The following is a 24,469-nucleotide window of genomic DNA, read 5'->3' as shown; positions in this document are numbered from 1 at the left end:
GGCTTGAACGTAGTGAAAGCCAGCGCCTTTAGACGCTGGCCTAGTACTACGGGCTTATAGCCCGTGAGCAAACCACCCGTTTTACGGGTGGTTCTGATTGTATTAATGTAGCTTTCTAGTATAAAATATAAGTATAATAACAGATTTCTTATGGGAGGGATGCATATGGAACAAAAACCTCTAGTAGTAGTAAATGGACTTGTTCGCAAGGATGCGATTGCATATTTAAAAGAGCATGTAGAAGTGCGCCAATGGACTGAAAAGACAGTAATGCCTCGGGAGACGTTAAAGGAATGCCTCGTTGATGCGGATGGTTTGTGGTGTGTTCGTCCTTTAGATGTAGATGGTGATCTTGTAAAAAATGCACCTAATTTAAAGGTTATTGCTCAGGCTGCTGTTGGTTATGACAATGTAAATATTGATGAATTAACAGCTGCAGGTATTCCTTATGGCAATACGCCAGGCGTTTTAAATGAAACCGTAGCAGAGCTTGCTTTTACCTTGATTGCAACTGCAAGTCGTCGTATTTTGGAAAATGCTAATTTCGTGAAAGATGGGCGTTGGGCGCAAAGACCATCTAACATTAAAGGGTTTGATTTGAGTCGTCGTACCCTTGGTATTATTGGTATGGGTGCTATCGGGGTATCTATTTCTCGCCGTGCTCGTGCCTTTGGTATGACCGTTGTATATCATAACCGTAATCAACGTATAGATGACAAGATTCATAAAACTACGTATATGGAGCTAGATGACTTATTAGCTATTAGTGATGTAGTATGTGTGATGGCTCCATTAACAGACGAAACGTATCACATGTGCGATGAAGCGTTCTTCAAAAAAATGAAGAATACTGCACTATTTGTTAACGTTGGGCGTGGTCCAATCGTAGATACGGATGCGCTTATTAATGCACTTAAAACAGGGGAAATCGATTATGCCGCGCTAGATGTTACAGATCCAGAACCTCTACCTGCTGATCATCCATTGTTAGAGGTAGAAAACTGCCTCATCGTACCACATATTGGTTCTTATACAGATAGAACTCGTTATGATATGTCTATTTTGACAGCAGACAATATTATTGCTGGTGTTCAGAAGAAACCGTTAAAGACTTGTGTAAACGAAGAAGTGAACTATAAAAAGCCACAAATGGACGTAGAATCTGCATTAGAAGAGCTTAAAAAGGCGGGCGTTGATTTGACTGACTTTGACTAAAATCATAAGACCTTAAAAAATATGCGGTTTTATGCAAAATATGGTAAAATAAAAGAATATTTATCCTATGGAGGTAAGAACGGTGGAACATAAAGACATTGAAAGAACTGTAGCTCCTGAAGAAGTTGTATCTGTTAACTTTATCGAAGCTATCATCAACAAAGATAACGAAACTGGTAAATATGGGGGTCGTGTATTAACACGCTTCCCGCCAGAACCAAATGGCTACTTACACATTGGCCATGCTAAATCTATCTGCCTTAACTTTGGTATTGGCAAACAGTATAATGGCTTAACAAATCTTCGTTTTGATGATACAAACCCAACAAAAGAAGATATTGAATACGTAAACTCCATCATGGAAGATGTAAAATGGCTCGGCTTTGAATGGGATGGCGAGGTTCGTTATGCATCCGACTACTTCGGTGAAATGTACGAATATGCTAAGAAATTGATTTCTCTTGGCAAAGCCTATGTAGATGACCAAACTGCAGAGGAAATCAAACAAACTCGTGGTGATTTCTCTACACCTGGTATCAATAGCCCTTACCGTGATCGTAGCGTAGAAGAAAACTTGAAACTCTTTGAAGAGATGAAAGACGGTAAGTATGATGATGGTGAAAAGGTATTGCGTGCAAAAATTGACATGGCACATCCTAATATCGTTATGCGTGACCCTGTTATTTATCGTATTGTAAAAGCTGAACATCACAATACAGGTAATGAATGGGTAATTTACCCTATGTACGACTATGCTCATCCTATCGAAGATGCTATTGAACGTATTACACATTCTATTTGTACATTAGAGTTCGAAGTTCATCGCCCATTATATGATTGGGTATTAGAGGACTGGGCCGACACTGAAATTCCACAACAAATTGAGTTTGCTCGCTTAAATGTAACTAAGATGGTTATGTCTAAACGTAAATTGCGCGCTCTTGTTGAAGCTGGCCTTGTAGCTGGTTGGGATGATCCGCGTATGCCTACTATTTCTGGTTTGCGTCGTCGTGGTTACACTCCAGAAGCAATTCGTGATTTCTGTGATCGCATTGGCGTCGCTAAAGCTGATAGCGTTGTTGATATTGCTTTGCTTGAGTTCTGTATCCGTGAAGATTTAAAACTCAAAGCTACACGCCCTATGGTAGTTATTGATCCGGTGAAAGTTGTCATTACAAACTATCCAGAAGGTCAAACAGAACTTGTAACAGTTGAAAATAACCCTGAAAACGAAGAACTTGGCAACCGTGAAGTTGTATTTGGTCGTGAAATCTATATCGAACGCAATGATTTTATGGAAGAGCCAGTTAAGAAATTCTTCCGTTTGGCACCAGGTAAAGAAGTACGCTTAAAAGGTGCTTATTTCATTACATGTACTGACGTTATTAAAGACGAGAATGGTAATATTACAGAAATTCACTGTACATATGATCCTGAAACTAAGAGCGGCAGTGGTTGTACGCGTAAAGTTAAAGGTACATTGCACTGGGTTGAAGCATCTACTGCAGTAGATATCGAGTCCCGCTTATATGATTACTTGCTCAAAGAAGACTCTGACGGTAAAGACTTCTTAGGTGACTTTAATCATGAGTCCTTACAAGTATTCAATAGTAAAGGGGAAGCTTGTCTTGCTACAACTGTACCTGGCGATCGTTTCCAATTCTTACGCCAAGGTTATTTTGTAACTGATAAAGATAGCACACCAGATCATATCGTAATGAACCGTATTGTTGGTTTGCGCGATAGCTGGGCTAAAGAACAAAAGAAATAATATTGTATTCGTGGTAGCTAACCATGATGCTAAAGAACCGCCCCTTGGTGGGCGGTTCTTTAATACTGTGTTGTTATTAGAAACAATTTGTTCATGATAGATTATTAGAGATCTTTAACCTATGGTTGTTGTTGGAAATTGTAGCCCATTGTTAGAGTCACCTCTTGTTGTTGTATTGATAATGTATTATGAACATATTTCGTTGAGGAGAACTATGAAAAAATTAGTATTACTTGCTACGGCAGCAGCTGTATTAGTATCTGTACCAGCTGTTGGTTCTGCAGCGAATATTAAGTCTATTTTGAATAGAAGCCAAACGGTAACATACCAAGGTGTTAAATTGCCTGAAGGTGTTGCCGTGTATCCGAACAATCCTAAAGCGCTATTTGCTGGAGATGCTAAAAAGGATGTAAAGTCTGTTCTTGTTGAAGCAGGTGCAACTTCTGCAGATGTATATACATTAAATATTAAAAACGAAAATGAAATGCATTATGCAGTGTATGCTAATGTAGTATTAGGTAAACAGTTATCTAGTCGCATTAGTGAAACAAAACATGTAAATACTGATCCATCTGCCCTTGGTGCATTAGCAGCTGCTATTAACAAGGGGGATAGCCCGGTACTTGGTACTTTTACAGTGGTAAAACCATTAGTAAAACAAGGTAATGCCTATGAGGGTACATTAAAATATAAAAGTGTAGCTAATAATAATTCTTATAATGAAATCTTGCATATTAATCTTTCTGAAGATAAATATACAGGCCCGAACGCACGCTTTATCGCTATTGATGAGGCTAATGACGCTGCGGTTTTCCCTAAAGTTAAAGGTTTGCTTAATGCCAAAAAATAAATAATTATTGAAAATATATATCAATTATTCTTGACAATTTTTCTCATCAAGAGTACTATGGGCATATAGGAATTATTCTCATTAGAGAGGATTCTAACGATGTGCAACAGGCAGGTACTATTATGATGAATTCAATTGACCATATCATTGGATATCATTGTGCACCGGCAATTCGAGGTATTAAGCTTTCGAATTTGGTTTCTATTCCACGGGACATGAATGAACAAATCCAATTTGTATTGACAGAATATAATAAAGAGTTCAATGAAAAAGGATTGTTCTTCTTTGAATTATGTCGCTGTAAAGCGCGTAGACTGTTATTGGTATTCCGTGAGAAGCAATTACGAGACTATGTACGGCAACCTGCGGTGATGACATTTTTGAAAGCTTACGGTTATCATGATCGCATGAGCATTATGGAGATGCTTGAGCATTTAAGATATCGTATGGAAGCGAGTATTAATTTTCCACATGAAATCGGCGTATTTCTAGGTTATCCATTAAAAGATGTGAAATGTTTTATTTCTCGTCGTGGCAATGGATACCATATGTGTGGGGAGTGGAAGGTTTATCATGATGTGGTAGACGCAAAGCGCTCTTTCTTATGTTACAAAGCATGTCGTAATTTTTGTCAAACTCAATTGATGTTGGGAAAAACATTTAGTTCATTGGTCGCAAGAACGGCCTAGGAGGTACAAGATGATTGGTGTAATTTATTGGTCCGGTACAGGTAACACAGAACAAATGGCTCAAGCAGTAGCTGAAGGTATCAAAGCTGCAGGTCAAGAAGTTGAAGTTAAATCTGTCTCTGAAGTATCCGTAGATGACGCAGCAGCTTACGAAAAACTAGCTCTTGGCTGTGCTGATATGGGTGCAGAACAATTAGAAGAAGGCGAATTTGAACCATTCTATACAGAACTAGAAGCTAAATTGGGTGGTAAAAAAGTAGCAATCTTTGGCTCCTATGGTTGGGGTGGCACTTGGTTAGAAGACTGGGGCACTCGCATTAAAGATGCTGGTGGTGAATTAGTAGCTGATGGCGTAGCACTTTTGGGTGAACCTGATGATGATGGTAAAGCTCAATGCCAAGAATTAGGTAAAACTTTAGCGAACGCTTAATTTGATCTCAACAATATACAAAGGCTGTAATAACGATAAATTCGTTATTACAGCCTTTTTACATTTATTATATATAACATCAATGTTTCAATTAGAACGAAAAATTTCTTTCTAATGAATACAAAGAATATTTATAAAGCATATATATAAATCCCGATATAGATATGAAGAATACGCATTACTTCTATAGAATTCCATATTATTTGTTTTTGCAAGAGCTTGTCCATTAATTATCAAAAAAAATGATAACTGAAAAATAATGCGATGAAAAACACAATGTTTATATATGTTCTTCGCTATTGATGAATATGCTTGCATAATTACAAATAACTTTAATACATATTATCATTGCATTTTTGTGTACATAGAACTATAATCAAATTAAGGAACCTAACAAAAAATTAGGTTGCTACAAAATTAGTTAGAATGAATCGCAACATACTAATTAATTCGGGGGCTGAAGCTTTCAGTCCACAAAATAGTAACCAATACCGATGAGAGGAAGGTTATTTTATGAGTACACTAGAACGATTACAGGTGATAGCTCATGGGTTGGCCGCTCAATTTGGGCCTTCTTGTGAGGTGTTGATTCACGACTTGCAGCGTGATATCGATACATCACTTGTATATATTGAAAATGGTACCATAACTAATCGTCATGTTGGCGATGGACCATCTCATGCCGTTTTAGATGTACTAAGTTATGACGACGGTAGCGAAGGTCGATTCGGTTACCTTACAAAAACTAAGGATGGTCGAATATTAAAATCATCTACTATGTATATCCGTGATGATACGGGGCGCATAGCCTACTTGCTAGGGATTAACCAAGACATAACCGAGCTAGTTATGATGCATCGGGCCTTGGATAGTTTAGTAAATACAGGTCAAGGTGATGCTGGATCTGTTGAAAAAATTACTACAAGCGTGTCAGAACTATTAGATGATTTATTACTAGAAGCAGAACGTTTAGTGGGGAAACCTGGGCCACTCATGAGTAAGGTGGAACGTCTTAAAGCAATTACCTACTTAAATGAAAAAGGGGCTTTTCTTATCTCTAAATCTTCAGAGAAGATAGCAGAGTATTTTAATATTTCTAAGTTTACCCTTTATAGTGATTTAAATACTGTAAAGGAAGAATCCTAGGAGGCAAATATGGAACGAATTCAGTGGAAACGTAATACGATGGCACCATCTAGCGACAAGTTTTTGTCGGTTATGGATGTTAGAGAAATTAAGAAAGCTAAAGCGTTTCACGAAAGTTTCCCGCAATATACGGTAACTCCACTTGTTTCACTTAAAAATTTAGCATCTCATATCGGTGTTGATTCACTCTTCGTAAAAGATGAGTCCTATCGCTTTGGTCTAAATGCTTTCAAAGTGTTGGGCGGTTCTTATGCGATGGGTAAATATGTGGCTCAACAACTTGGTAAAACAGTTGAAGATGTACCATATGATGTATTAACATCTGCAAAATTAAAAGAAGAATTCGGCCAAGCTACATTCTTCACTGCAACTGATGGTAACCACGGTCGCGGCGTAGCATGGGCTGCAAATAAATTAGGTCAAAAATCTGTAGTATTCATGCCAAAAGGCTCTACAGAATACCGCAGAAAACAAATCGAAAATGAAGGCGCTACAGTAACAATCGAAGAATTCAACTACGATGAATGTGTACGCCTAGCAACTAAAAAATCTAAAGAAGTTCCAAATGGTGTTGTAGTTCAAGATACAGCATGGGAAGGTTATGAAGAAATTCCAAACTGGATCATGCAAGGCTATGGCACAATGGCTATGGAAACAGCAGCTCAATTAGAAGCTGAAAACTGCAAAGTTCCAACTCATGTATTCGTACAAGCTGGTGTAGGTTCTCTTGCTGGTTCCGTAGTAGGTTACTTCACTAACTTATATAGCAATGCAGCTAAAAAACCTAAATTGGTTGTTGTTGAAGCAGAAGCAGCAGCTTGCTTATACAAAGGCGCTGTAGCTGATGATGGGGAACCTCGCATTGTAGAAGGCGATCTTGAAACAATCATGGCAGGCTTAGCATGTGGCGAACCAAATACAGTTTCTTGGGATATCTTAAGAAACCACGCAGACGTATTCGTATCTGCTCCAGACTGGGTAGCACGTTTAGGTATGCGCGTTGGTGGTGCACCAATTAAAGGCGATACTCCAATTACAACTGGTGAGTCTGGTGCGGTTCCATTAGGTCTTGTAATGGCACTTATGACAATGCCAGAATATGAAGACTTACGCAAAGAGTTAGAATTAGATGCGTCTTCAAAGGTTCTCTGTTTCTCCACTGAAGGTGATACAGACCCTGAAAGATATAAAAACATTATGTGGTACGGTGAAGATCGTTAGGAGGCATTAATTATGGATTTACAAGCAATTAAACAAGCAGCGGCAACTTATGGCCCAGCGATGACAAAATTTTTACGTGAAATCGTAGCTTTCCCTGGTGAAAGTTCTGAAGAAAAAGAGCACGTTCAACGCATTGAAAAAGAAATGAAAGACCTTGGCTTCGACGAAGTTGAAGTAGACCCAATGGGTAACATTCTTGGTTACATGGGTTCTGGTAAAACTCTTATCGCTTTCGATGCTCATATTGATACTGTAGGTATCGGTAACCGTGACAACTGGAACTTCGATCCATATGAAGGTTTCGAAGATGAAACACAAATCGGTGGTCGTGGTGTATCTGACCAATTAGGTGGTATCGTATCCGCTGTATACGGCGCTAAAATCATGAAAGATTTAGGCCTTCTTAACGATAAATATCGCGTACTTGTTGTAGGTACAGTTCAAGAAGAAGACTGCGATGGTCTTTGCTGGGAATACATGATTAAAGAACGCAATATTCGTCCTGAATTCGTAGTATCCACTGAGCCAACTGACGGCGGTATCTACCGTGGTCAACGTGGTCGTATGGAAATCCGCGTAGACGTACAAGGCGTATCTTGCCACGGTTCTGCTCCAGAACGCGGTGACAACGCTATCTACAAAATGGCAGACATTCTTCAAGACATCCGTGACTTGAATGCTAACTCTGCTGATGAAAGTACAGCAATTAAAGGTCTTGTAAAAATGCTAGACCCTAAATTCAACCCTGACCACTACGAAGAAGCTCGCTTCTTAGGTCGCGGTACTGTAACTACTTCCCAAATCTTCTACACTTCCCCAAGCCGTTGTGCAGTAGCTGACTCCTGCGCCGTTTCCTTGGACCGTCGTATGACTGCTGGTGAAACATGGCAATCCTGCTTGGCAGAAATCGAAGCATTACCACATGTTCAAAAATATGGTGCAAAAGTATCCATGTACGAATATGCTCGTCCATCCTGGACTGGTTTAACTTATCCAATCGAATGTTACTTCCCAACTTGGGTAATTCCTAAAGATCACAAAGTAACAGAAGCTTTGGAAGAAGCATACACTAGCTTGTATGGCAACGAACGTATCGGTGCAGAAGACACAGTTGAAATGCGTAAAGCTCGCCCATTGACTGATAAATGGACATTCTCCACTAACGGTGTATCCATCATGGGTCGTAACGGCATCCCTTGCATCGGCTTCGGTCCTGGCGCAGAAGCTCAAGCACATGCTCCTAACGAAATCACATGGAAACAAGACCTTGTTACATGTGCAGCTGTATATGCATTATTACCATCCGTATACTGCAAAGACTAATATCACACATTAATTGAATTAGATCTATTTTAAACGGATATAACTAGAAAATAGTTAATTATTAAGGATTTCATATGGTACCTTACCATTTGATGAGGTACCATATAAAGTTAGATTCTAAGTAGCCCTTTAGGGAATTGAAAGAGAGGACTTACAGATGACAGACTTCAATAAAAGTATTGAAACTTTACAAAACTTAGACGTTAGCAAAATGTACGGTGAAGATTTCTTCTTAACATGGGAAAAATCTGATGACGAATTACAAGGTGTTTGGGCTGTAGCTGATGCATTACGTGCTCTTAGAGAACGCAATATCTCCACTAAAGTATTTGACAGCGGCCTTGGCATTTCTTTATTCCGCGATAATTCCACAAGAACTCGCTTCTCCTTTGCTTCCGCTTGTAACCTTTTAGGTTTAGAAGTTCAAGACTTAGATGAAGGTAAATCCCAAATCGCTCACGGCGAAACAGTTCGTGAAACAGCTAACATGATCTCCTTCATGGCTGACGTTATCGGTATTCGCGATGACATGTACATTGGTAAAGGTAATGCTTACATGCATGAAGTATCCGATGCAGTTAAAGAAGGTCATGAAGATGGTGTATTAGAACAACGTCCTACACTTGTAAACTTACAATGTGATATCGACCATCCTACACAAATCATGGCTGACGCAGCTCATATTATTAAAGAGTTCGGCGGTGTTGAAAATCTTAAAGGTAAAAAACTTGCTATGACTTGGGCATACTCCCCATCTTATGGTAAACCTTTATCCGTACCTCAAGGTGCTATCGGTTTGTTCACTCGTCTTGGCATGGAAGTTGTATTAGCTCATCCAGAAGGCTATGAAGTAATGCCAGAAGTTGAAGAAATCGCTAAAAAACAAGCTGAGGCTTGTGGCGGCTCCTTCCGTAAAACTAACGACATGAAAGATGCTTTCAAAGATGCTGATATCGTATATCCTAAGAGCTGGGCACCATTCGGCGCTATGGAAAAACGTACTAAATTGTATGGCGACAACGACCATGAAGGCATTAAAGCATTAGAAAAAGTTCTTCTTGAAGAAAATGGTAAACATAAAGATTGGGCTTGTACTGAAGAGATGATGAGTCTCACTAAAGACGGCAAAGCTCTTTACTTACATTGCTTGCCAGCAGATATTACAGGTGTAAGTTGTGAAGAAGGCGAAGTAGACGCAACAGTATTCGATCGCTACCGCGTACCTCTTTACAAAGAAGCAAGCTACAAACCATATGTTATTGCAGCTATGATCTTCTTAAGTAAATTCAAAAATCCTGTAGAAACTTTAAAAGAATTAGAACGGAAGGGAACTGACCGCGTTCAACCGTAAAGTAAAGTTTAGGGGCCATCCGTGTTGATGGCTCCTTTTTATTCTTAATTGTTTGTAATTTGTTATGAGGAATAACATGAGAAAAAGAGTTGTAGTAGCGTTAGGCGGGAATGCGTTAGGTAATTCCCTTCCAGAACAAAAAATTGCTGTAAAAAGCACAGCAAAAACTATCGTTGACTTAGTTGAAGCTGATTGCGACGTAGTTGTAACACATGGTAATGGCCCACAAATTGGTATGATCAACAATGCGATGGCAGCGTTGACTCGTGAAAAAGAAGGCCAACCAAACACTCCACTATCCGTATGTGTGGCAATGAGCCAAGCTTATATCGGTTATGACTTACAAAATGCTCTTCACGAAGAGTTGTTAAATCGTGGTATTGAACACTTGCCAACTATGACAATGGTTACGCAAGTACTTGTTGATAAAAATGACCCAGCTTTCAAAAATCCTACAAAACCAATTGGTCACTTCATGACTAAGGAAGAAGCTGAATACGCAGAAAAGAACTATGATTACGTTGTTAAAGAAGATTCTGGTCGTGGCTATCGCCGCGTGGTAGCATCTCCTGCACCTAAAGAAATCATCGAGTTAGAAGCTATTAAAGGTTTAGTTGGTAAACAACTGATCGTTGCTTGTGGTGGCGGCGGTATCCCTGTAACTAGAGAAGGTAATGAACTTCATGGTGCAGCAGCCGTTATCGACAAAGATTGGACTAGTAGCTTATTGGCACAAGAAATTGATGCAGATGTCCTCGTTATCTTAACTGCTGTTGAAAAAGTTGCCATTAACTTTGGTACAGAAAAAGAACAATGGTTAGATGAAATTTCTGTTGAAAAAGCTAAAGAATATATCGAAGCAGGTGAATTTGGCGAAGGTTCTATGAAACCTAAAGTAGAAGCAGCTGTTGCATTTGCTGCATCTAAAAAAGACCGTGTTGCGATTATCACATTATTAGAAAAATCTAAAGATGGTATAGCAGGAAAAACAGGTACACGTATCGTATTATAATAATATATATATATTTATAAGTATGCATTTCAACTTTTTGTTGAGGAGGTGCCCACATGATTATTTTAGGGAAAGGTACTGTTATTACTCGCGATGCGGATAGACCTATCATTTATGATGGTGCTGTTGCTATCGACGGGACTCAAATTGTTGATGTTGGTACATATGATGAGTTATGTAAAACTTATGCAAATGCAGAAATCATTGACGCTCATGGCGGCTTGATTATGCCTGGTTTTATCAATGCACATCATCATATTTACTCCGCTCTTGCACGAGGTTTATCGTTGCCAGGTCCAGCACCGACTAACTTCGGTGAAATCTTGGAAGGACTTTGGTTCTACTTAGATAATAAATTGACGGCTCCTGATGTAAAAGCAAGCGCATTACTTACGTATTTAGGCTGTATCGAAAATGGTGTAACTACTATTTTTGACCACCATGCTTCTTATGGTGAAGTTCATAACAGCTTATCTGTTATTGCTGATGTAGCTAAACAGTTCGGCGTTCGTTCTTGTTTATGCTACGAAGTATCTGACCGCAACGGCGTAGATCAAATGAAAGCTGCTGTTGCGGAAAACGTACGCTTTGGTAAAGAAGCAAAACAAGATCCATCAAGACTTGCTGCTATGATGGGCTTACATGCATCCTTTACGCTAAGCCCGGAAACATTAGATTATGTTAAGGCTCACAATGAAGATAAATTAGGTTATCATGTTCATGTTGCAGAAGGCCCTGAAGATGTGGCAGATAGTAAAGAAAAATATGGCATGACACCTGTTAGACGCCTTGTAGAGACTGGCATTTTAGGTCCTAAGAGTATTGCAGGTCACTGCGTACACGTAACAGACCAAGATGTAGAATTATTGAAAGAATCTCAAGCTAAGGTTGTACACAACCCAGAAAGTAACATGGGTAATGCAGTAGGCACAACAGATATTTTGAAACTATTAGGTGCAGGTATCACAGTTGGTCTAGGTACAGATGGTTACACAAATGACATGCTCGAATCTTACAAAGTAGCAAACTGCCTTGTAAAACATGAGCAACATAAACCATATGTAGGCTGGGGCGAAGTTCCTCATATGCTATTTGAAAACAACCGTAAAATGGCGAATGAATTCTTCGATACTACAGTTGGCATCCTTAAAAAAGGTGCCGCAGCTGACGTAATCGTTCTTGATTACGCAGCACCAACACCACTTGATGAAAATAACATCAATGGTCACTTATTATTCGGTGCTAATGGTATGTATGTGGTAACAACTATTAGCGATGGTGTACCACGTATGATCGATCGTAAGTTACAAGGCATCGACAAAGCTGAAGTGATGAACGAAGTTTTATCAACATCTAAAGGTTTATGGAAACGACTAAACCCATAACGCAAGTGCTTTAAAGGAGTGTGACATTATGAGTGACATTATGTATCCGGTAAGTTTCGGAAATTTGATGAACCACATTATGACTGAGTACAAGATGTACAATCGTATTTACAATGTAAATAAAATTCATCGTACTAATCATGATCAACGCTTATCTATCTTTGGTAAATCCATTGAAAATCCTGTAGGTCCTGCAGCTGGCCCTAATACACAGTTAGCACAAAATATTGTGGCATCTTATGTAGCTGGTGCTCGTTGCATCGAATTAAAAACTGTACAAATTATGTACGGTGAAGAATTAGGTGTTCCTAGACCTTGTATCTACTCTGTAGACGAAGCATACAACGTAGAGTGGTCTTCTGAATATAGCTGTGATAAAGCTGCTGATGAATACATCAAAGCTTGGTTCGCGTTAAAATTAATCTCTAAAGAATTAGGCTTAGGCGATCCAGATGGCTTCTTGTTCATTATGAGTGTTGGGTACAACTTGGCTGGCATTAAGAGTCCAATGGTTGATAAATTCATCAATACGATGCGCAGCGCATCTCAATCTCCTATGTGGGATGAATGCAAACAATGGTGTCTTGACCATGTAGATGAATTTGAACATATCGATGCTGATTTCATCAACTCCATTAGCGATGATCTTTGCCAAGCAATCACATTGTCCACAATGCACGGTTGCCCAGCTGAAGAAATCGAATCCATTTGTTCTTACCTTATCAGTGAAAAAGGCCTTCACTTATACTTGAAATGCAACCCTACATTGTTAGGTCCAAAACGCATTAGAGAGTTGTTAGATAATGCTGGCTTTGAATACATTGACTTTGAAGATCATCAATTCGAAGTTGACCTTCAATTCGATAAAGCTGTTCCAATGTTAGAACGTCTTATCGCTCTTGGTGAAAAACACAACAAGATCTTTGGCGTTAAATTGACAAATACATTCCCTGTACAAATTCATAACAATGAATTGCCAGGCGAGCAAATGTACATGTCTGGTAAATCCTTGTTACCTGTAACAATTGGTGTAGCTGAGCTTTTAAGTGCTCAATTCGGTGAACGTTTACCAATGTCTTATAGCGGTGGTGCTGTAAAACAAAATATCAAAGCTATCTTTGATTGTGGTATCTGGCCTGTAACAGTATGTACAATTCTTCTACAAGGTGAAGGTTACAATACTTTCAAAGCTTTGGCAGATGAAGTTGAATCTACTGATTACAACGCTGCATTAAAAGTTCATAAAGAACTTATCGCAGAACTTGCTAAAGACATCGCTGAAAATAAATTATTCAAAAAAAGCGATGCAATGAAGAAAAAACGTGAAGCAATGCCATCCTTCCCTGGTACACGTAGCTCTGACTACCACTGCCGCGTAGTGTGTGGTTCTTGCGTTCGCGTATGTCCTAATAGATGTAATGAAGTCGTTACTGTAAATGATGCTAAATTGATCGTCCATGTAGATCAAAGCTGTAATGAGTGTGGTAACTGTGCATGTCATTGCGTAGAACCTTGTCAACCATACAAGGATCGCATTACATTCTTCCACAATGCTGAAGCTTTAGCAGATAGTACAAATGATGGTTTCTACATCACAGGCACTAGCTGTGGTTACCGCTTCAAAGGTGAAGAAGCCGTATGTGACATTGATGCATTACCTGAAGAATTGAAAGGAGTTGTACATGCCTTCTGTAAAGAGCATGTGTACTATGTATCATGATTATCATACAACAAGGGGAATTGGTCTTAACTGATCGAATCCTTACCGGAGATTTATTAATTGATGGCGACAAAATTGTCGCCATCGATGAACACGTTCCTGTTCCAGAAGGAGCTAAAGTAATTGATGCAAAAGGTTGCTATGTATTCCCAGGATTTATAGATCCTCATACACACTTCCAAATGACTAATGCTTTAGCATCTACTGCGGATGATTTTGATAGTGGCACAAAGGCTGCTATCCTTGGCGGGACTACTTCAATTATCAATTTTGCTTCTCCTGAGGAAGGCTCCCTTTGTAAAGGCTTAGAGGTTCATAAGGAGCGTGCCGCAGGGCATTGCTCCTGTGACTACAAATTCCATATGGAACTTGTAGAAATGAATGATACTGTGGCCAGTGAAATCCCAAAAGTGGTTGAAGCTGGTGTATCATCCTTTAAGGTATATTTAGCTTATGGCTTCCGTTTAACGGACCGTGAGATTTATGACGCTATTGAAGCTATTAAACCAACAGGCGCACTTGTAGGAGCTCACTGTGAAAATGGTGATCTCATCGATGCACTTGTAGCTGATAAGCGTAAGCGCGGTGAATTAGATATAAGTAATCATCCACTTACGAGACCAGCTATGATTGAATCCGAATCAATTAAACGATTTAGTACAATCGGCGCTTCTCTAGAGTATCCAGTACATGTTGTGCATGTAAGTTCTAAAGAAGGGGTAGAAGAAATCCTTAGAGAACGCGCATTAGGTCATACTGTGACTTGTGAAACATGTCCACAATATTTGGTACTTGATGAATCACGATATAGCTTGCCTAATTATGAAGGCGCTAAATATGTGATGAGTCCACCTCTTAGAACTAAAGTAGATCAAATGACATTAAAGGAAGCCTTAGTAAATGGAACATTCCAAACTATTGGCTCCGATCACTGTAGCTTCAATTTTGAGAGTCAAAAACTAAAAAGTCGTCATGACTTTACCCGTATTCCAGGCGGCATTCCAGGCGCTGAGGAGCGGGGTATCGTCGCTTATGATGTATTGGTAAACCAATGCAATATGAGTGCCGTAGATTTTATGAAACTAGTTAGTGAAAATCCCGCGAAACTATATGGCATGTATCCTAAGAAAGGGACATTAGCTGTAGGTAGCGATGGGGATATTACAATTGTTGATAAGAGCGTAGAACACGTTCTTTCAAAAGAGTCTGCCCATACAAAGGCTGACTATATACCTTATGAGGGAATATCCGTAACTGGTAAGGTTCGCGATGTAATCCTTAGAGGTCACCATGTGGTACAAGATGGATCCTTAACAGAATCATATCTTGGTGAATGTATTCCTTAATGAAAGGAGGGCTATATATGTACCGCTTTCAAGTGAATGGCACCCAACATGAGGTTCAAGAGGATCAGCGTTTAATTGATTTCTTGCGAGCTGATTTGAAATTAACTGGCACTAAAGAAGGTTGCAGTGCGGGTGCTTGTGGTACGTGTACAGTAATTATAGACGGAAAAAAAGCTAAAGCTTGTGTAAGCAAATTATCCCAATTGGATGGTAAATCAGTTGTAACGATTGAGGGCCTAACTGAGCGGGAAAAAGCAGTATACACTTATGCTTTTGGTGAATGCGGAGCAGTGCAATGTGGCTTCTGTATCCCTGGTATGATTATTAGTGCAAAAGCGTTGATTGACGAAAATAATAACCCTACAGCTGATGATGTTAAAAAAGCTATTTTAGGTAATATTTGTCGTTGTACAGGCTATGTAAAAATCGAAGAAGGCATTATGCTAGCAGCAAAAATGATTCGTGAGAACTTACCAGTTCCTGAAAAAGATAATAATGCTGCTGTAGGTGCTCCTTTACATCGCGTTGACGTAGAGGAAAAAGCATTAGGCACTGGCCAATATGCTGACGATATTCATATGGAAGGTATGATTTACGCTAAAGCATTGCGTTCTAAATATCCTCGTGCTAGAGTCGATCGCATTGATGTTTCTAAAGCGCTTGAACATCCGGCTTGTGTAACAGCTTTGACCGCTAAAGATGTTCCATTCAATAAGACTGGTCACTTGGTACCAGACTGGGATGTGCTCATTGCAGAAGGCGATATCACCCGTTATGTTGGTGATGCTATTGCACTAGTAGCGACAACTGAGAAAAAATACTTAGACGAAGTTCTTGCTCTCGTTGAAGTTGATTATACTGAGTTAGAGCCTGTAGTAGATCCATTAGAAGCATTGAAACCAGATGCACCTCAGTTACATCCAAATGGAAATGTATTGTCTCGTCAAACATTATCTCGTGGCGATGTAGATAAGGCTATTGCAGAGGCTGCATTTGTAGTAACAAATCACTATTCCACACCTCAAACAGACCATGCATTCATGGAGCCTGAATGTGCTGTAGCATATCGTGAAGGCGATGTAATTCATTTACATTCCGGTAGCCAAAACGTTTACGATGATCGCCACGAAGTATCTCGTATGCTTGGCATCCCTGAAGAATCTGTAAAAGTTCATAGCATGCTCGTAGGTGGCGGCTTTGGTGGTAAAGAGGACATGAGTGTACAGCATCATGCTTCTCTTGTAGCTTGGCTCACAGGTAAACCAACTAAGGTTCTATTCTCTCGTCAAGAAAGTCTTAATATTCACCCTAAACGCCATGCGATGGAAATGGATATTACTACTGCTTGTGACGCAGAAGGTAACTTGGTAGCAAGTAAGGTAAACATCGTATCTAACTGTGGTGCATATGCATCCTTAGGTGGTCCTGTACTTCAACGTGCAGGTACACACTCTTGTGGTCCTTACAAATTTGATAACTTTGCCTTTGATGGCGTTTGTGTTTACACAAATACTGTTCCTGGTGGTGCGTTCCGCGGGTTCGGCGTAACACAAACTATCTTTGGTCAAGAACAAAATATTGATGAATTAGCTGCATTGGTAGGTATGGATCCTTGGGAGTTCCGTTATAAAAACGTTGTTCGCCCTGGTGACTCCTTACCAAATGGCCAAATTTGCTCCGAAGAAACTGCATTAGCAGAATGTTTGGAAGCAGTAAAAGATGCATACTATGCATCTGACCGTACAGGTCTTGCAGTATGTTTGAAAAACAGTGGTATCGGTGTAGGTTTACCTGATACTGGCCGCATTATCTTAGAAGTACGTGACGGTAAAGTTCGCATCCGTACTGGCGCAGCTTGTATCGGTCAAGGTATGGCTACTATGGCTACCCAAGTTCTTTGTGAAACAACTGGTTTGACAGCTGACAAAGTATTTGTAGAACGCCCTGATACAGTACGTACACCAGACTCTGGTACAACTACTGCATCTCGTCAAACAGTATTCACTGGTGAAGCAACTCGCAAAGCAAGTCTTCGCTTGAAAGAAATGTTAGAAACTAAGACATTAGAAGAACTGAATGGCGTAGAAATTTATGAAGAGTTCCTTGGTGAAACAGATCCATTCAACTCTGATAAACCACATCCAAAAAACCACGTTGCCTATGGTTACGGTGCTTGTGTAGCAACAATTGGTGAAGATAATAAAATTGCTGATTTACATGTAGCATACGACGTAGGTCGCGTAGTTAACCCACAATCCTGTGCTGGTCAAGCTGAAGGCGGCGCTATCATGGGTATGGGCTTTGCTGTAACAGAAGACTTCCCTTATAAAGATGGCTATGTAACAGCTAAATATGGTACTCTAGGTCTTCTTAGAGCGACACAATGTCCACCAATTCATGTAAATTTGATTGAAAAGGGGACACCAGAACAATATGCATACGGCGCTAAAGGTATTGGTGAAATTTCCAGTATTCCAATTGCACCAGCTATTGCAAATGCGTATCGTCGTATTGACGGAGAACCACGTAGATCTTTGCCAATTCAACATACCGGTTATAAAAAATAGAATATTTGCTTAATGGGTAGGGGCCTTAGGCCCCTAGCTATCAAGGTTCTCACGTGAAGTCGATGAGATTTCTCTAAACTCTATCATGTACGATAGTATGACTATATTATTTTACTAGTAACTAAAACGTAAGATATGAGGTGATTCTTATGAGTAAAGCTATATCTGGCGTCGACCATGTAGATGGTATGCTGCCAATCCCGCAATTATTTGCTTATGGCTTACAGCACGTACTAGCTATGTATGCAGGTGCAGTAGCGGTACCAATCATCATCGCACAAGCGATGAACTTACCTATTGAAGACTTAATTCGTTTGATTACGGCCGACTTGTTCACATGTGGTGTTGCTACATTGATTCAAACATTAGGCTTTGGTCCTATCGGTGGTCGTATTCCTCTTATTCAAGGTGTAACATTTGCTTCTGTAGGTCCAATGATTATGATTGGTCAGCAGCATGATATTACAACTATCTACGGTGCGATTATCGTAGCCGGTATCTTTACATTCCTTGTGGCTCCATTCTTTAGTCGTTTGATTCGTCTATTCCCACCTGTAGTAACAGGCACTATCATTACTATTATTGGTATCAACTTGATGCCAGTAGCAGTTAAATGGATGGGCGGCGGTGCAGGCAGTCCACACTTTGGTGATCCGCTTAACATTGCTCTTGGTGTAGCTACATTTGTTATTGTTATTATAACCTATCGATTTGGTAAAGGATTTATTGGTAATCTAGCAATCTTAGTAGGTCTTATCCTTGGTACAGCCCTTGCTATGCTTTGTGGTGTTACTGACTTCTCCGAAGTAGGTCGTTCTCAATGGGTATCCATTGTAACACCGTTCTACTTTGGTCTTCCAACCTTTGACTTTGCTTCTATCATTTCTATGATCATTGTAATGCTCGTAGTTATGGTTGAAACAACTGGTGACAGTATCGCAGTAGGCGAAATCGTTGATAAACCTATCGGTCAAAAAGAGTTGGCTGCAGTACTTCGTGCTGATGGCTTATCTACTCTTATCGGTGGTATTCTTAACAGCTTCCCTTACACAGCGTTCGCTCAAAACGTTGGTCTTATCGCTGTAACACGTGTTAAGAGCCGCTTCGTTGTAGCAGCATCTGGTGTTATTCTTATTTTATTAGGTCTTTTCCCTAAATTAGCTGCTATCGTAGCTTGTATCCCAAATGCCGTTTTAGGCGGTGCAGGTATCGCAATGTTTGGTATGATTATTGCCAGCGGTATCCGTTCCCTTGGTAAAGTTAGCTTTGATGGTAACTACAATTTGATGTTAGTAGCAATCAGTATTGGTGTATCCATGATTCCTCTAGCTGCGCCTAACTTCTACGCTCATTTCCCAGATTGGGCTCAAATTCTTTTGAAATCTGGTATCACAGCTGGTAGTATCATTGCCGTTCTTCTAAACGTTGTATTCAACGGCTTTGGTTACAAAACTGTTAACGAACCTAATCGTGCAACACGTAAATACCGTCACTTCACACGATTCAAAGGCTACCCTAAACATTTCTATCAATAATATATAGTTAGACGAGTTTATTCTCATACGATTACATGTATTGTCTTTCACAATAGAAACCTTGTTTGTATAGGTAAAACATCTATATACATGTTTTCGATTTTAAAAGGGCTCACTCTAGATTTAGAGTGAGTCCTTTTTTGTATGGAATCGTGTACTACTTTGGTATATAATTAAATAATATTATTGCAAAGGAGAAGCATTATGAAAGACGAGCGATTTATAGTTACGTATCGAATAGAAGCAAGTTCATATGAAGAAGCAAAAGCCATTGCTTGGGCCGTTCAAGTAGAACAGACCATAGAATTCCCTTATGAGTTTGTTACTGACCTATATATTAAAGAGACCATCACTGGTCGATTAGAATCTCTTGAGCCTATGGTGCAAGGTTCTGCATATGCCAATGTTGGCATTATGCCAAATGCTGTAATTGATGTATCTCGTTACTATGTAGCTCGTATTTCGTATCTTGTAGATACTACAGCGTTAGAAGCGACACAATTTTTGAATGTTGTCTTTGGAAACTCGTCCTTACAACCTCATATCTGGGTGGTAGATGTAGAATTATGTCAAACTCTTTATGATGTGTTTAACGGACCTCAGTTTGGTTTGCAAGGTATTCGTGACTTAGTCCATACAAAGGCACGACCTATGATTCAAGCTGTTGTAAAACCTATGGGAACACCTAATGAAGAGTTAGCTCGTATGTGTGGTGCTTATACACGCGGTGGGGCAGATGTGATTAAGGATGACCACGGCATCTCCAATCAGTCTTTTTCTCAATATAAAGATCGAGTAAAACGATGTGCTGCTATGGTGCAGGAAATGAATGCTGCTCATGGTACACATACTTTATATGCAGCCAATGTATCTGGCGATGGTACAGATGTAATTGAGCGTGCTTATTTTGCTAAAGAGGCTGGTGCTACGGCCCTCATGGTGGCGTCAGGTCTTGTAGGTTTTGGGTGGCTTCATAAACTGGCTACCGATGAGAAACTGGGGCTACCAATCATTCATCATCCAGCTTACTCTGGTGGCTTTGTAAGCCCTGGTACGTCTGGTGTGGCAGATTATCTACAACTAGGCTTGTTACCTCGTATCTTTGGAGCCGATATGCCTATCTTTGTTTCTTATGGTGGACGTTTTACTTTCACAGAGGAGCAATGCAAGAGAATTTCGAATTATATTAAACAACCTATGGCATTGATGAAAGCGGCTTGCCCAGCTCCAGGTGGTGGTGTAACCGATGCTCGTCTTAATGAACTAGTTAAGTTATATGGCAATGATACAATGTTCCTCGTTGGAGGCGATATGTTCCGTAGAGGTCCAGATATCGAATCTAATATGGCTTATTTTGTAGAGCGTTTGTCTGACTTATCTGAAAGCAAGTAATGATAGTTTACGGTTATATAACTTAATACAATAGTTATATCGAATAAGTAAGTCACTGACTTTCACAAGAATATGTAAAGAATTATGATTAAGTATATGGAGTGTTTTGATGAGTGAATCCTCACCGTTGGAGGTCCATGTCATTGCTAGTGGTAGCAAGGGCAATTGTACAGTAATAAAAAAAGGGAACTCCGTCATATTGCACGATGTAGGCATTAGTTGTCGACGAATCGTCAATGGGTTAAAAGAATTGCATATCGATATGGCACAGGTAGAGGGGATATTTATCAGTCATGAACATAGTGATCATATAGCTGGGCTACAGCAACTGTTGAAACGTTTTGATATTCCTGTGTATACAAAGCAAGGAACGTGGCGTGAGATTCAAAATAAGTTAATCGTACCAAAGAACCAATTAATTGAACTGACGAAAGGTAGTTTAACATTGGGGAATCTCATTGTAGAACCCTTTGCAGTGAGTCATGATGCGGCAGACCCTATTGGAATCAATGTATTTGCAGGAAAAGATAAGACTACTGTTGTTACCGATACAGGTGTGATTTCCGATAGTATCTTGCGCCGCATGGATGATACGACCTTGTTAGTGTTGGAAGCTAACTATGACCCTCATATGCTGCGCTTTGGTCCATATCAACCGTTTTTGAAACAACGGGTCGCTAGTGATGAAGGACATCTAAGTAATGAGATGGCCGCACAAGCGTTGCTCATGATGAATCGACCTGACTTTATGCAAGTTATTTTGGCCCACCGTTCTGAGAATAATAATAACGCGGTCCTTGTTACCCAAACGATTGGAAAAATGCTTGTTGATGGTGGTGTTCGCATTGGACCTGAAATGAAGTTGCAACATGGACAACCTAATGAAATTGTATCTATGAAATCCGTAAAGAGGTAAAATATGAGATTTTATGTAGTTTGTATTGGCAAGCTAAAAGATGCTTATTTGCGTGATGGCGTTGCGGAGTTTGTAAAACGAATGCGACCATACGGGGGCATTACGATTACAGAACTAAATGAAAGTAAAATTGGAGATAAACCAAGTGATGCGGATCGTAAGCAAGTAGTAGATGATGAGGGGGAACGATTATTAAAAGTAGTTCCTAAAAATGCCTATACGGTTTTACTTGATGTGTACGGTAAAACGATGTCTTCCGAAGATTTAGCTAAGACTGTAGCAAAGCTAGAGGTTGATGGCGTTAGCGATATGGCTTTTATCATTGGCGGAGCTTTTGGTGTTAGTGAAGCATTGCGCCAGTCTGTAAATTATAAATTATCCTTTAGCCCTATGACCTTTACTCACCAAATGGTGCGATTACTATTGGTGGAGCAAATATATCGAGCGTCAAAAATTAATCGAAATGAACCATATCATTGGTGAGTTTAATAGTATATTAATTTGATTCTAGTCGTTTAGTGGATAATAGTTACTATAACTTATACACTAGGGATAGACTTATAAATTATTTATATAATCAGTTCACAAAAAAAGGAGTTTTATTATGCTATGTCGAATAGTATAATAAGGCCATATATATTTGGTGAGGAGGAATTCACTATGAAAATTCAAGAAGTAATGAATAAATACCCTGTTACTGTTGGTAAAGATGCACCAATTTCTGATGTAGCTGATTTATTAGTTAAGTACAATTTAACTGCTGTATCCGTAGTGGATGACAATAATAAATTATTAGGTATTATTTCTGAAGGTGATTTACTTTATAAAAAAGTGCGCCCTCATGTACCTCATTACGTAAATGTTTTAGGCGCTAGTATCTATTACAATGGCATTGGCGAATACAATGCAAAGTTCAAAAAATTGTTGGCATCTCATGTTCATGAGTTGATGACTGATGAAGTAATTACGACTACACCAGATAAAGAGGTAGAAGAAATTGTATCTGTTATGTTAGACCAACATTTGAAAAATGTTCCTGTTGTAGATAAAGATTACCATTTAGTCGGTATCTTATCTCGTCGGGACATCATCAAATTGATCGCTAAAGATAACTAATTAGCATAATTATGTAAAACGTATAAAGACCACCCGTTTTGGGGTGGTCTTTTAGTGTAAATTGAGAAGAATTGCATTGACCTTGCATTTATGTTATTATTAGGAGTGCATAATATACTACAGAAATTTGGGCGTATTGCCCTTCGAGGAGGACATATTTTAAATGAAAGCAACTGTAAATCCTGTTGATCAACACGTAGTAACGTTAACTATTGAAGTACCTGCAGCTGAAGTGGACAAAGGCATTAAACAAGCTGTAAAACGCATTGCAGGTCAAGTAAACATTCCTGGCTTCCGTAAAGGCCATGCACCTCGCCGTATTTTGGAAATGAACTTCGGCAAAGAAGCTATCATGGAAGAAGCATTCGAAGTATTGGCTAGCCAAAACTACACTGCTGCTCTTCGTGAAAATGATATCGTTCCTGTATCTGAACCAGAAATCGAACGCGAACAATTCGAAGAAGGTAAAGATTTAATCTTTAAAGCTACTGTAACTAAACGCCCTGAAGTTAAACTTGGCGATTACAAAGGCTTAGAAGCTGAAAAACAAGATGCTACAGTAACTGATGAACAAATCGAAGAACAATTGAACAACATCCGTGAACAACAAGCAAAAATGGTTGTTGCTGAAGAAGGCGCTACAATTCAAAAAGACGACTTTGCAGTAATCGACTTCGCTGGTTCCGTTGACGGTAAACCATTCGATGGTGGTGAAGGTAAATCCTACCCATTACAAATCGGTTCTGGTAGCTTCATTCCTGGCTTTGAAGATCAATTGATCGGTGCTAAAGCTGGCGATGATGTAACTGTAAAAGTAACATTCCCTGAAGACTACTTCGTAGCAGAACTTGCTGGTAAAGAAGCAGAATTCAAAACTCACATCCATGACATTAAACGTAAAGAATTGCCTGAATTGAACGACGAGTTCGCAAAAGAAGCAAGCTCTTACGAAACTATTGAAGAATTGAAAAAAGATCTTCGCGCTAAAATGGAAGAAGAAGCTTCCCGTCGCGCAATCGATACTTACAATGCTGACTTGATTCAAACAGCTGTTAAAAACGCTACTGTTGAAATCCCAGAAGTAATGATCGAAGATCGTGTAGACCAAATGATTCAAGAATTGGCTATGAATATGGAAGGTCGTGGCTTGAAACTTGATGACTACTTAAAATTCTCCAACAAAACTATCGAAGATTTACGTTCTGAATACAAAGACTCCGCAGCTGAAAACGTACGCGCTGATTTAGTATTAGATGCTATCGCAACTGCTGAAGGTATCGACGTAACTCCTGACGACATGAATCGTGAAATCTTCATTATGGCTCAAAACTTTGGGGCAGATCCTAAAGAAGTTTGGGATATTATTGCAAAAGAAGGTCGTGTAGCTATGTTGGCAGGCTCTGTAGCTCGCAAAAAAGCAGCTCGATTCATTATTGATAATGCAAAAGGCGCTGAAGCAGCTGAATAATAGTTTGCTCAACTAG

At 39.5% G+C, this 24,469-nt stretch carries 20 protein-coding genes; all 20 read left to right on the top strand.

Annotated elements, in window-relative coordinates:
* Window positions 1-165 precede the first annotated feature (165 nt).
* The 20 genes from KH364_RS07305 (at window position 166) to tig (ending at window position 24,453) form a co-directional block, all read left to right on the top strand.
* Entirely contained in the window at window positions 166-1,215 is a 1,050-nt protein-coding gene (locus KH364_RS07305; protein WP_273299123.1) for a D-glycerate dehydrogenase, read from the top strand.
* 82 nt (window positions 1,216-1,297) lie between these two features.
* Window positions 1,298-2,986 (top strand): glutamine--tRNA ligase/YqeY domain fusion protein, encoded by a 1,689-nt coding sequence (locus KH364_RS07300; protein ID WP_273299122.1) that lies wholly within the window; start codon window positions 1,298-1,300, stop codon window positions 2,984-2,986.
* A 214-nt stretch (window positions 2,987-3,200) separates the two neighbouring features.
* Window positions 3,201-3,836 carry a hypothetical protein gene (locus tag KH364_RS07295; protein WP_273299120.1) on the top strand — a complete coding sequence of 212 codons (636 nt, stop codon included), beginning with the start codon at window positions 3,201-3,203 and terminating at the stop codon, window positions 3,834-3,836.
* A 101-nt stretch (window positions 3,837-3,937) separates the two neighbouring features.
* Entirely contained in the window at window positions 3,938-4,525 is a 588-nt protein-coding gene (locus tag KH364_RS07290) for a DUF3793 family protein (protein WP_009351183.1), read from the top strand.
* Window positions 4,526-4,535: 10 nt separating this feature from the next.
* Window positions 4,536-4,955, top strand: coding sequence for a flavodoxin (locus KH364_RS07285; protein WP_009351198.1), 420 nt, complete (start codon window positions 4,536-4,538; stop codon window positions 4,953-4,955).
* A 513-nt stretch (window positions 4,956-5,468) separates the two neighbouring features.
* A complete protein-coding gene (locus KH364_RS07280; RefSeq protein WP_009351182.1) occupies window positions 5,469-6,101 on the top strand; it encodes a helix-turn-helix transcriptional regulator in 633 nt (210 codons plus the stop codon).
* Window positions 6,102-6,110: 9 nt separating this feature from the next.
* Window positions 6,111-7,322 carry a diaminopropionate ammonia-lyase gene (dpaL, locus tag KH364_RS07275; protein ID WP_009351101.1) on the top strand — a complete coding sequence of 404 codons (1,212 nt, stop codon included), beginning with the start codon at window positions 6,111-6,113 and terminating at the stop codon, window positions 7,320-7,322.
* Between the two features lie 12 nt (window positions 7,323-7,334).
* Window positions 7,335-8,645: a YgeY family selenium metabolism-linked hydrolase gene (locus tag KH364_RS07270; protein WP_009351064.1), complete on the top strand. Its 1,311-nt coding sequence runs from the start codon at window positions 7,335-7,337 to the stop codon at window positions 8,643-8,645.
* Window positions 8,646-8,802: 157 nt separating this feature from the next.
* Window positions 8,803-9,996, top strand: coding sequence for a knotted carbamoyltransferase YgeW (gene ygeW, locus KH364_RS07265; RefSeq protein ID WP_009350980.1), 1,194 nt, complete (start codon window positions 8,803-8,805; stop codon window positions 9,994-9,996).
* Window positions 9,997-10,072: 76 nt separating this feature from the next.
* Window positions 10,073-11,008 (top strand): carbamate kinase, encoded by a 936-nt coding sequence (arcC, locus tag KH364_RS07260; protein WP_009351223.1) that lies wholly within the window; start codon window positions 10,073-10,075, stop codon window positions 11,006-11,008.
* A gap of 56 nt (window positions 11,009-11,064) precedes the next feature.
* The gene (gene ssnA / locus KH364_RS07255) at window positions 11,065-12,393 is read left to right on the top strand and encodes a putative aminohydrolase SsnA (protein ID WP_273299119.1); all 1,329 of its coding nucleotides are present in this window, start codon (window positions 11,065-11,067) and stop codon (window positions 12,391-12,393) included.
* Between the two features lie 28 nt (window positions 12,394-12,421).
* The gene (locus KH364_RS07250; RefSeq protein ID WP_273299118.1) at window positions 12,422-14,113 is read left to right on the top strand and encodes a selenate reductase; all 1,692 of its coding nucleotides are present in this window, start codon (window positions 12,422-12,424) and stop codon (window positions 14,111-14,113) included.
* Window positions 14,110-15,459: a dihydropyrimidinase gene (gene hydA, locus KH364_RS07245; protein WP_273299117.1), complete on the top strand. Its 1,350-nt coding sequence runs from the start codon at window positions 14,110-14,112 to the stop codon at window positions 15,457-15,459. Before KH364_RS07250 ends, hydA begins: the two co-directional genes overlap by 4 nt.
* Window positions 15,460-15,476: 17 nt before the next feature.
* Window positions 15,477-18,026, top strand: coding sequence for a selenium-dependent xanthine dehydrogenase (gene xdh, locus KH364_RS07240; protein ID WP_105098840.1), 2,550 nt, complete (start codon window positions 15,477-15,479; stop codon window positions 18,024-18,026).
* Between the two features lie 149 nt (window positions 18,027-18,175).
* On the top strand, window positions 18,176-19,561 hold the full coding sequence (locus KH364_RS07235) for a nucleobase:cation symporter-2 family protein (RefSeq protein ID WP_273299116.1): 1,386 nt from the start codon (window positions 18,176-18,178) through the stop codon (window positions 19,559-19,561).
* Between the two features lie 204 nt (window positions 19,562-19,765).
* A complete protein-coding gene (locus tag KH364_RS07230; protein WP_273299115.1) occupies window positions 19,766-20,953 on the top strand; it encodes a RuBisCO large subunit C-terminal-like domain-containing protein in 1,188 nt (395 codons plus the stop codon).
* Between the two features lie 109 nt (window positions 20,954-21,062).
* Window positions 21,063-21,869 carry an MBL fold metallo-hydrolase gene (locus tag KH364_RS07225; protein ID WP_273299114.1) on the top strand — a complete coding sequence of 269 codons (807 nt, stop codon included), beginning with the start codon at window positions 21,063-21,065 and terminating at the stop codon, window positions 21,867-21,869.
* 3 nt (window positions 21,870-21,872) lie between these two features.
* Window positions 21,873-22,352 carry a 23S rRNA (pseudouridine(1915)-N(3))-methyltransferase RlmH gene (gene rlmH, locus KH364_RS07220; RefSeq protein ID WP_273299113.1) on the top strand — a complete coding sequence of 160 codons (480 nt, stop codon included), beginning with the start codon at window positions 21,873-21,875 and terminating at the stop codon, window positions 22,350-22,352.
* Between the two features lie 177 nt (window positions 22,353-22,529).
* Entirely contained in the window at window positions 22,530-22,985 is a 456-nt protein-coding gene (locus KH364_RS07215; protein ID WP_054746850.1) for a CBS domain-containing protein, read from the top strand.
* Window positions 22,986-23,148: 163 nt separating this feature from the next.
* Window positions 23,149-24,453, top strand: coding sequence for a trigger factor (tig, locus tag KH364_RS07210; RefSeq protein ID WP_273299112.1), 1,305 nt, complete (start codon window positions 23,149-23,151; stop codon window positions 24,451-24,453).
* Window positions 24,454-24,469: the final 16 nt, after the last annotated feature.

Origin of the sequence: Veillonella sp. oral taxon 158 (assembly GCF_018376515.1) — a bacterium.
GTDB lineage: Bacteria > Bacillota > Negativicutes > Veillonellales > Veillonellaceae > Veillonella > Veillonella rogosae.
The sequence above is the reverse complement of the archived record's forward strand: the minus strand, read 5'-3'. Positions and strand labels throughout refer to the sequence as shown.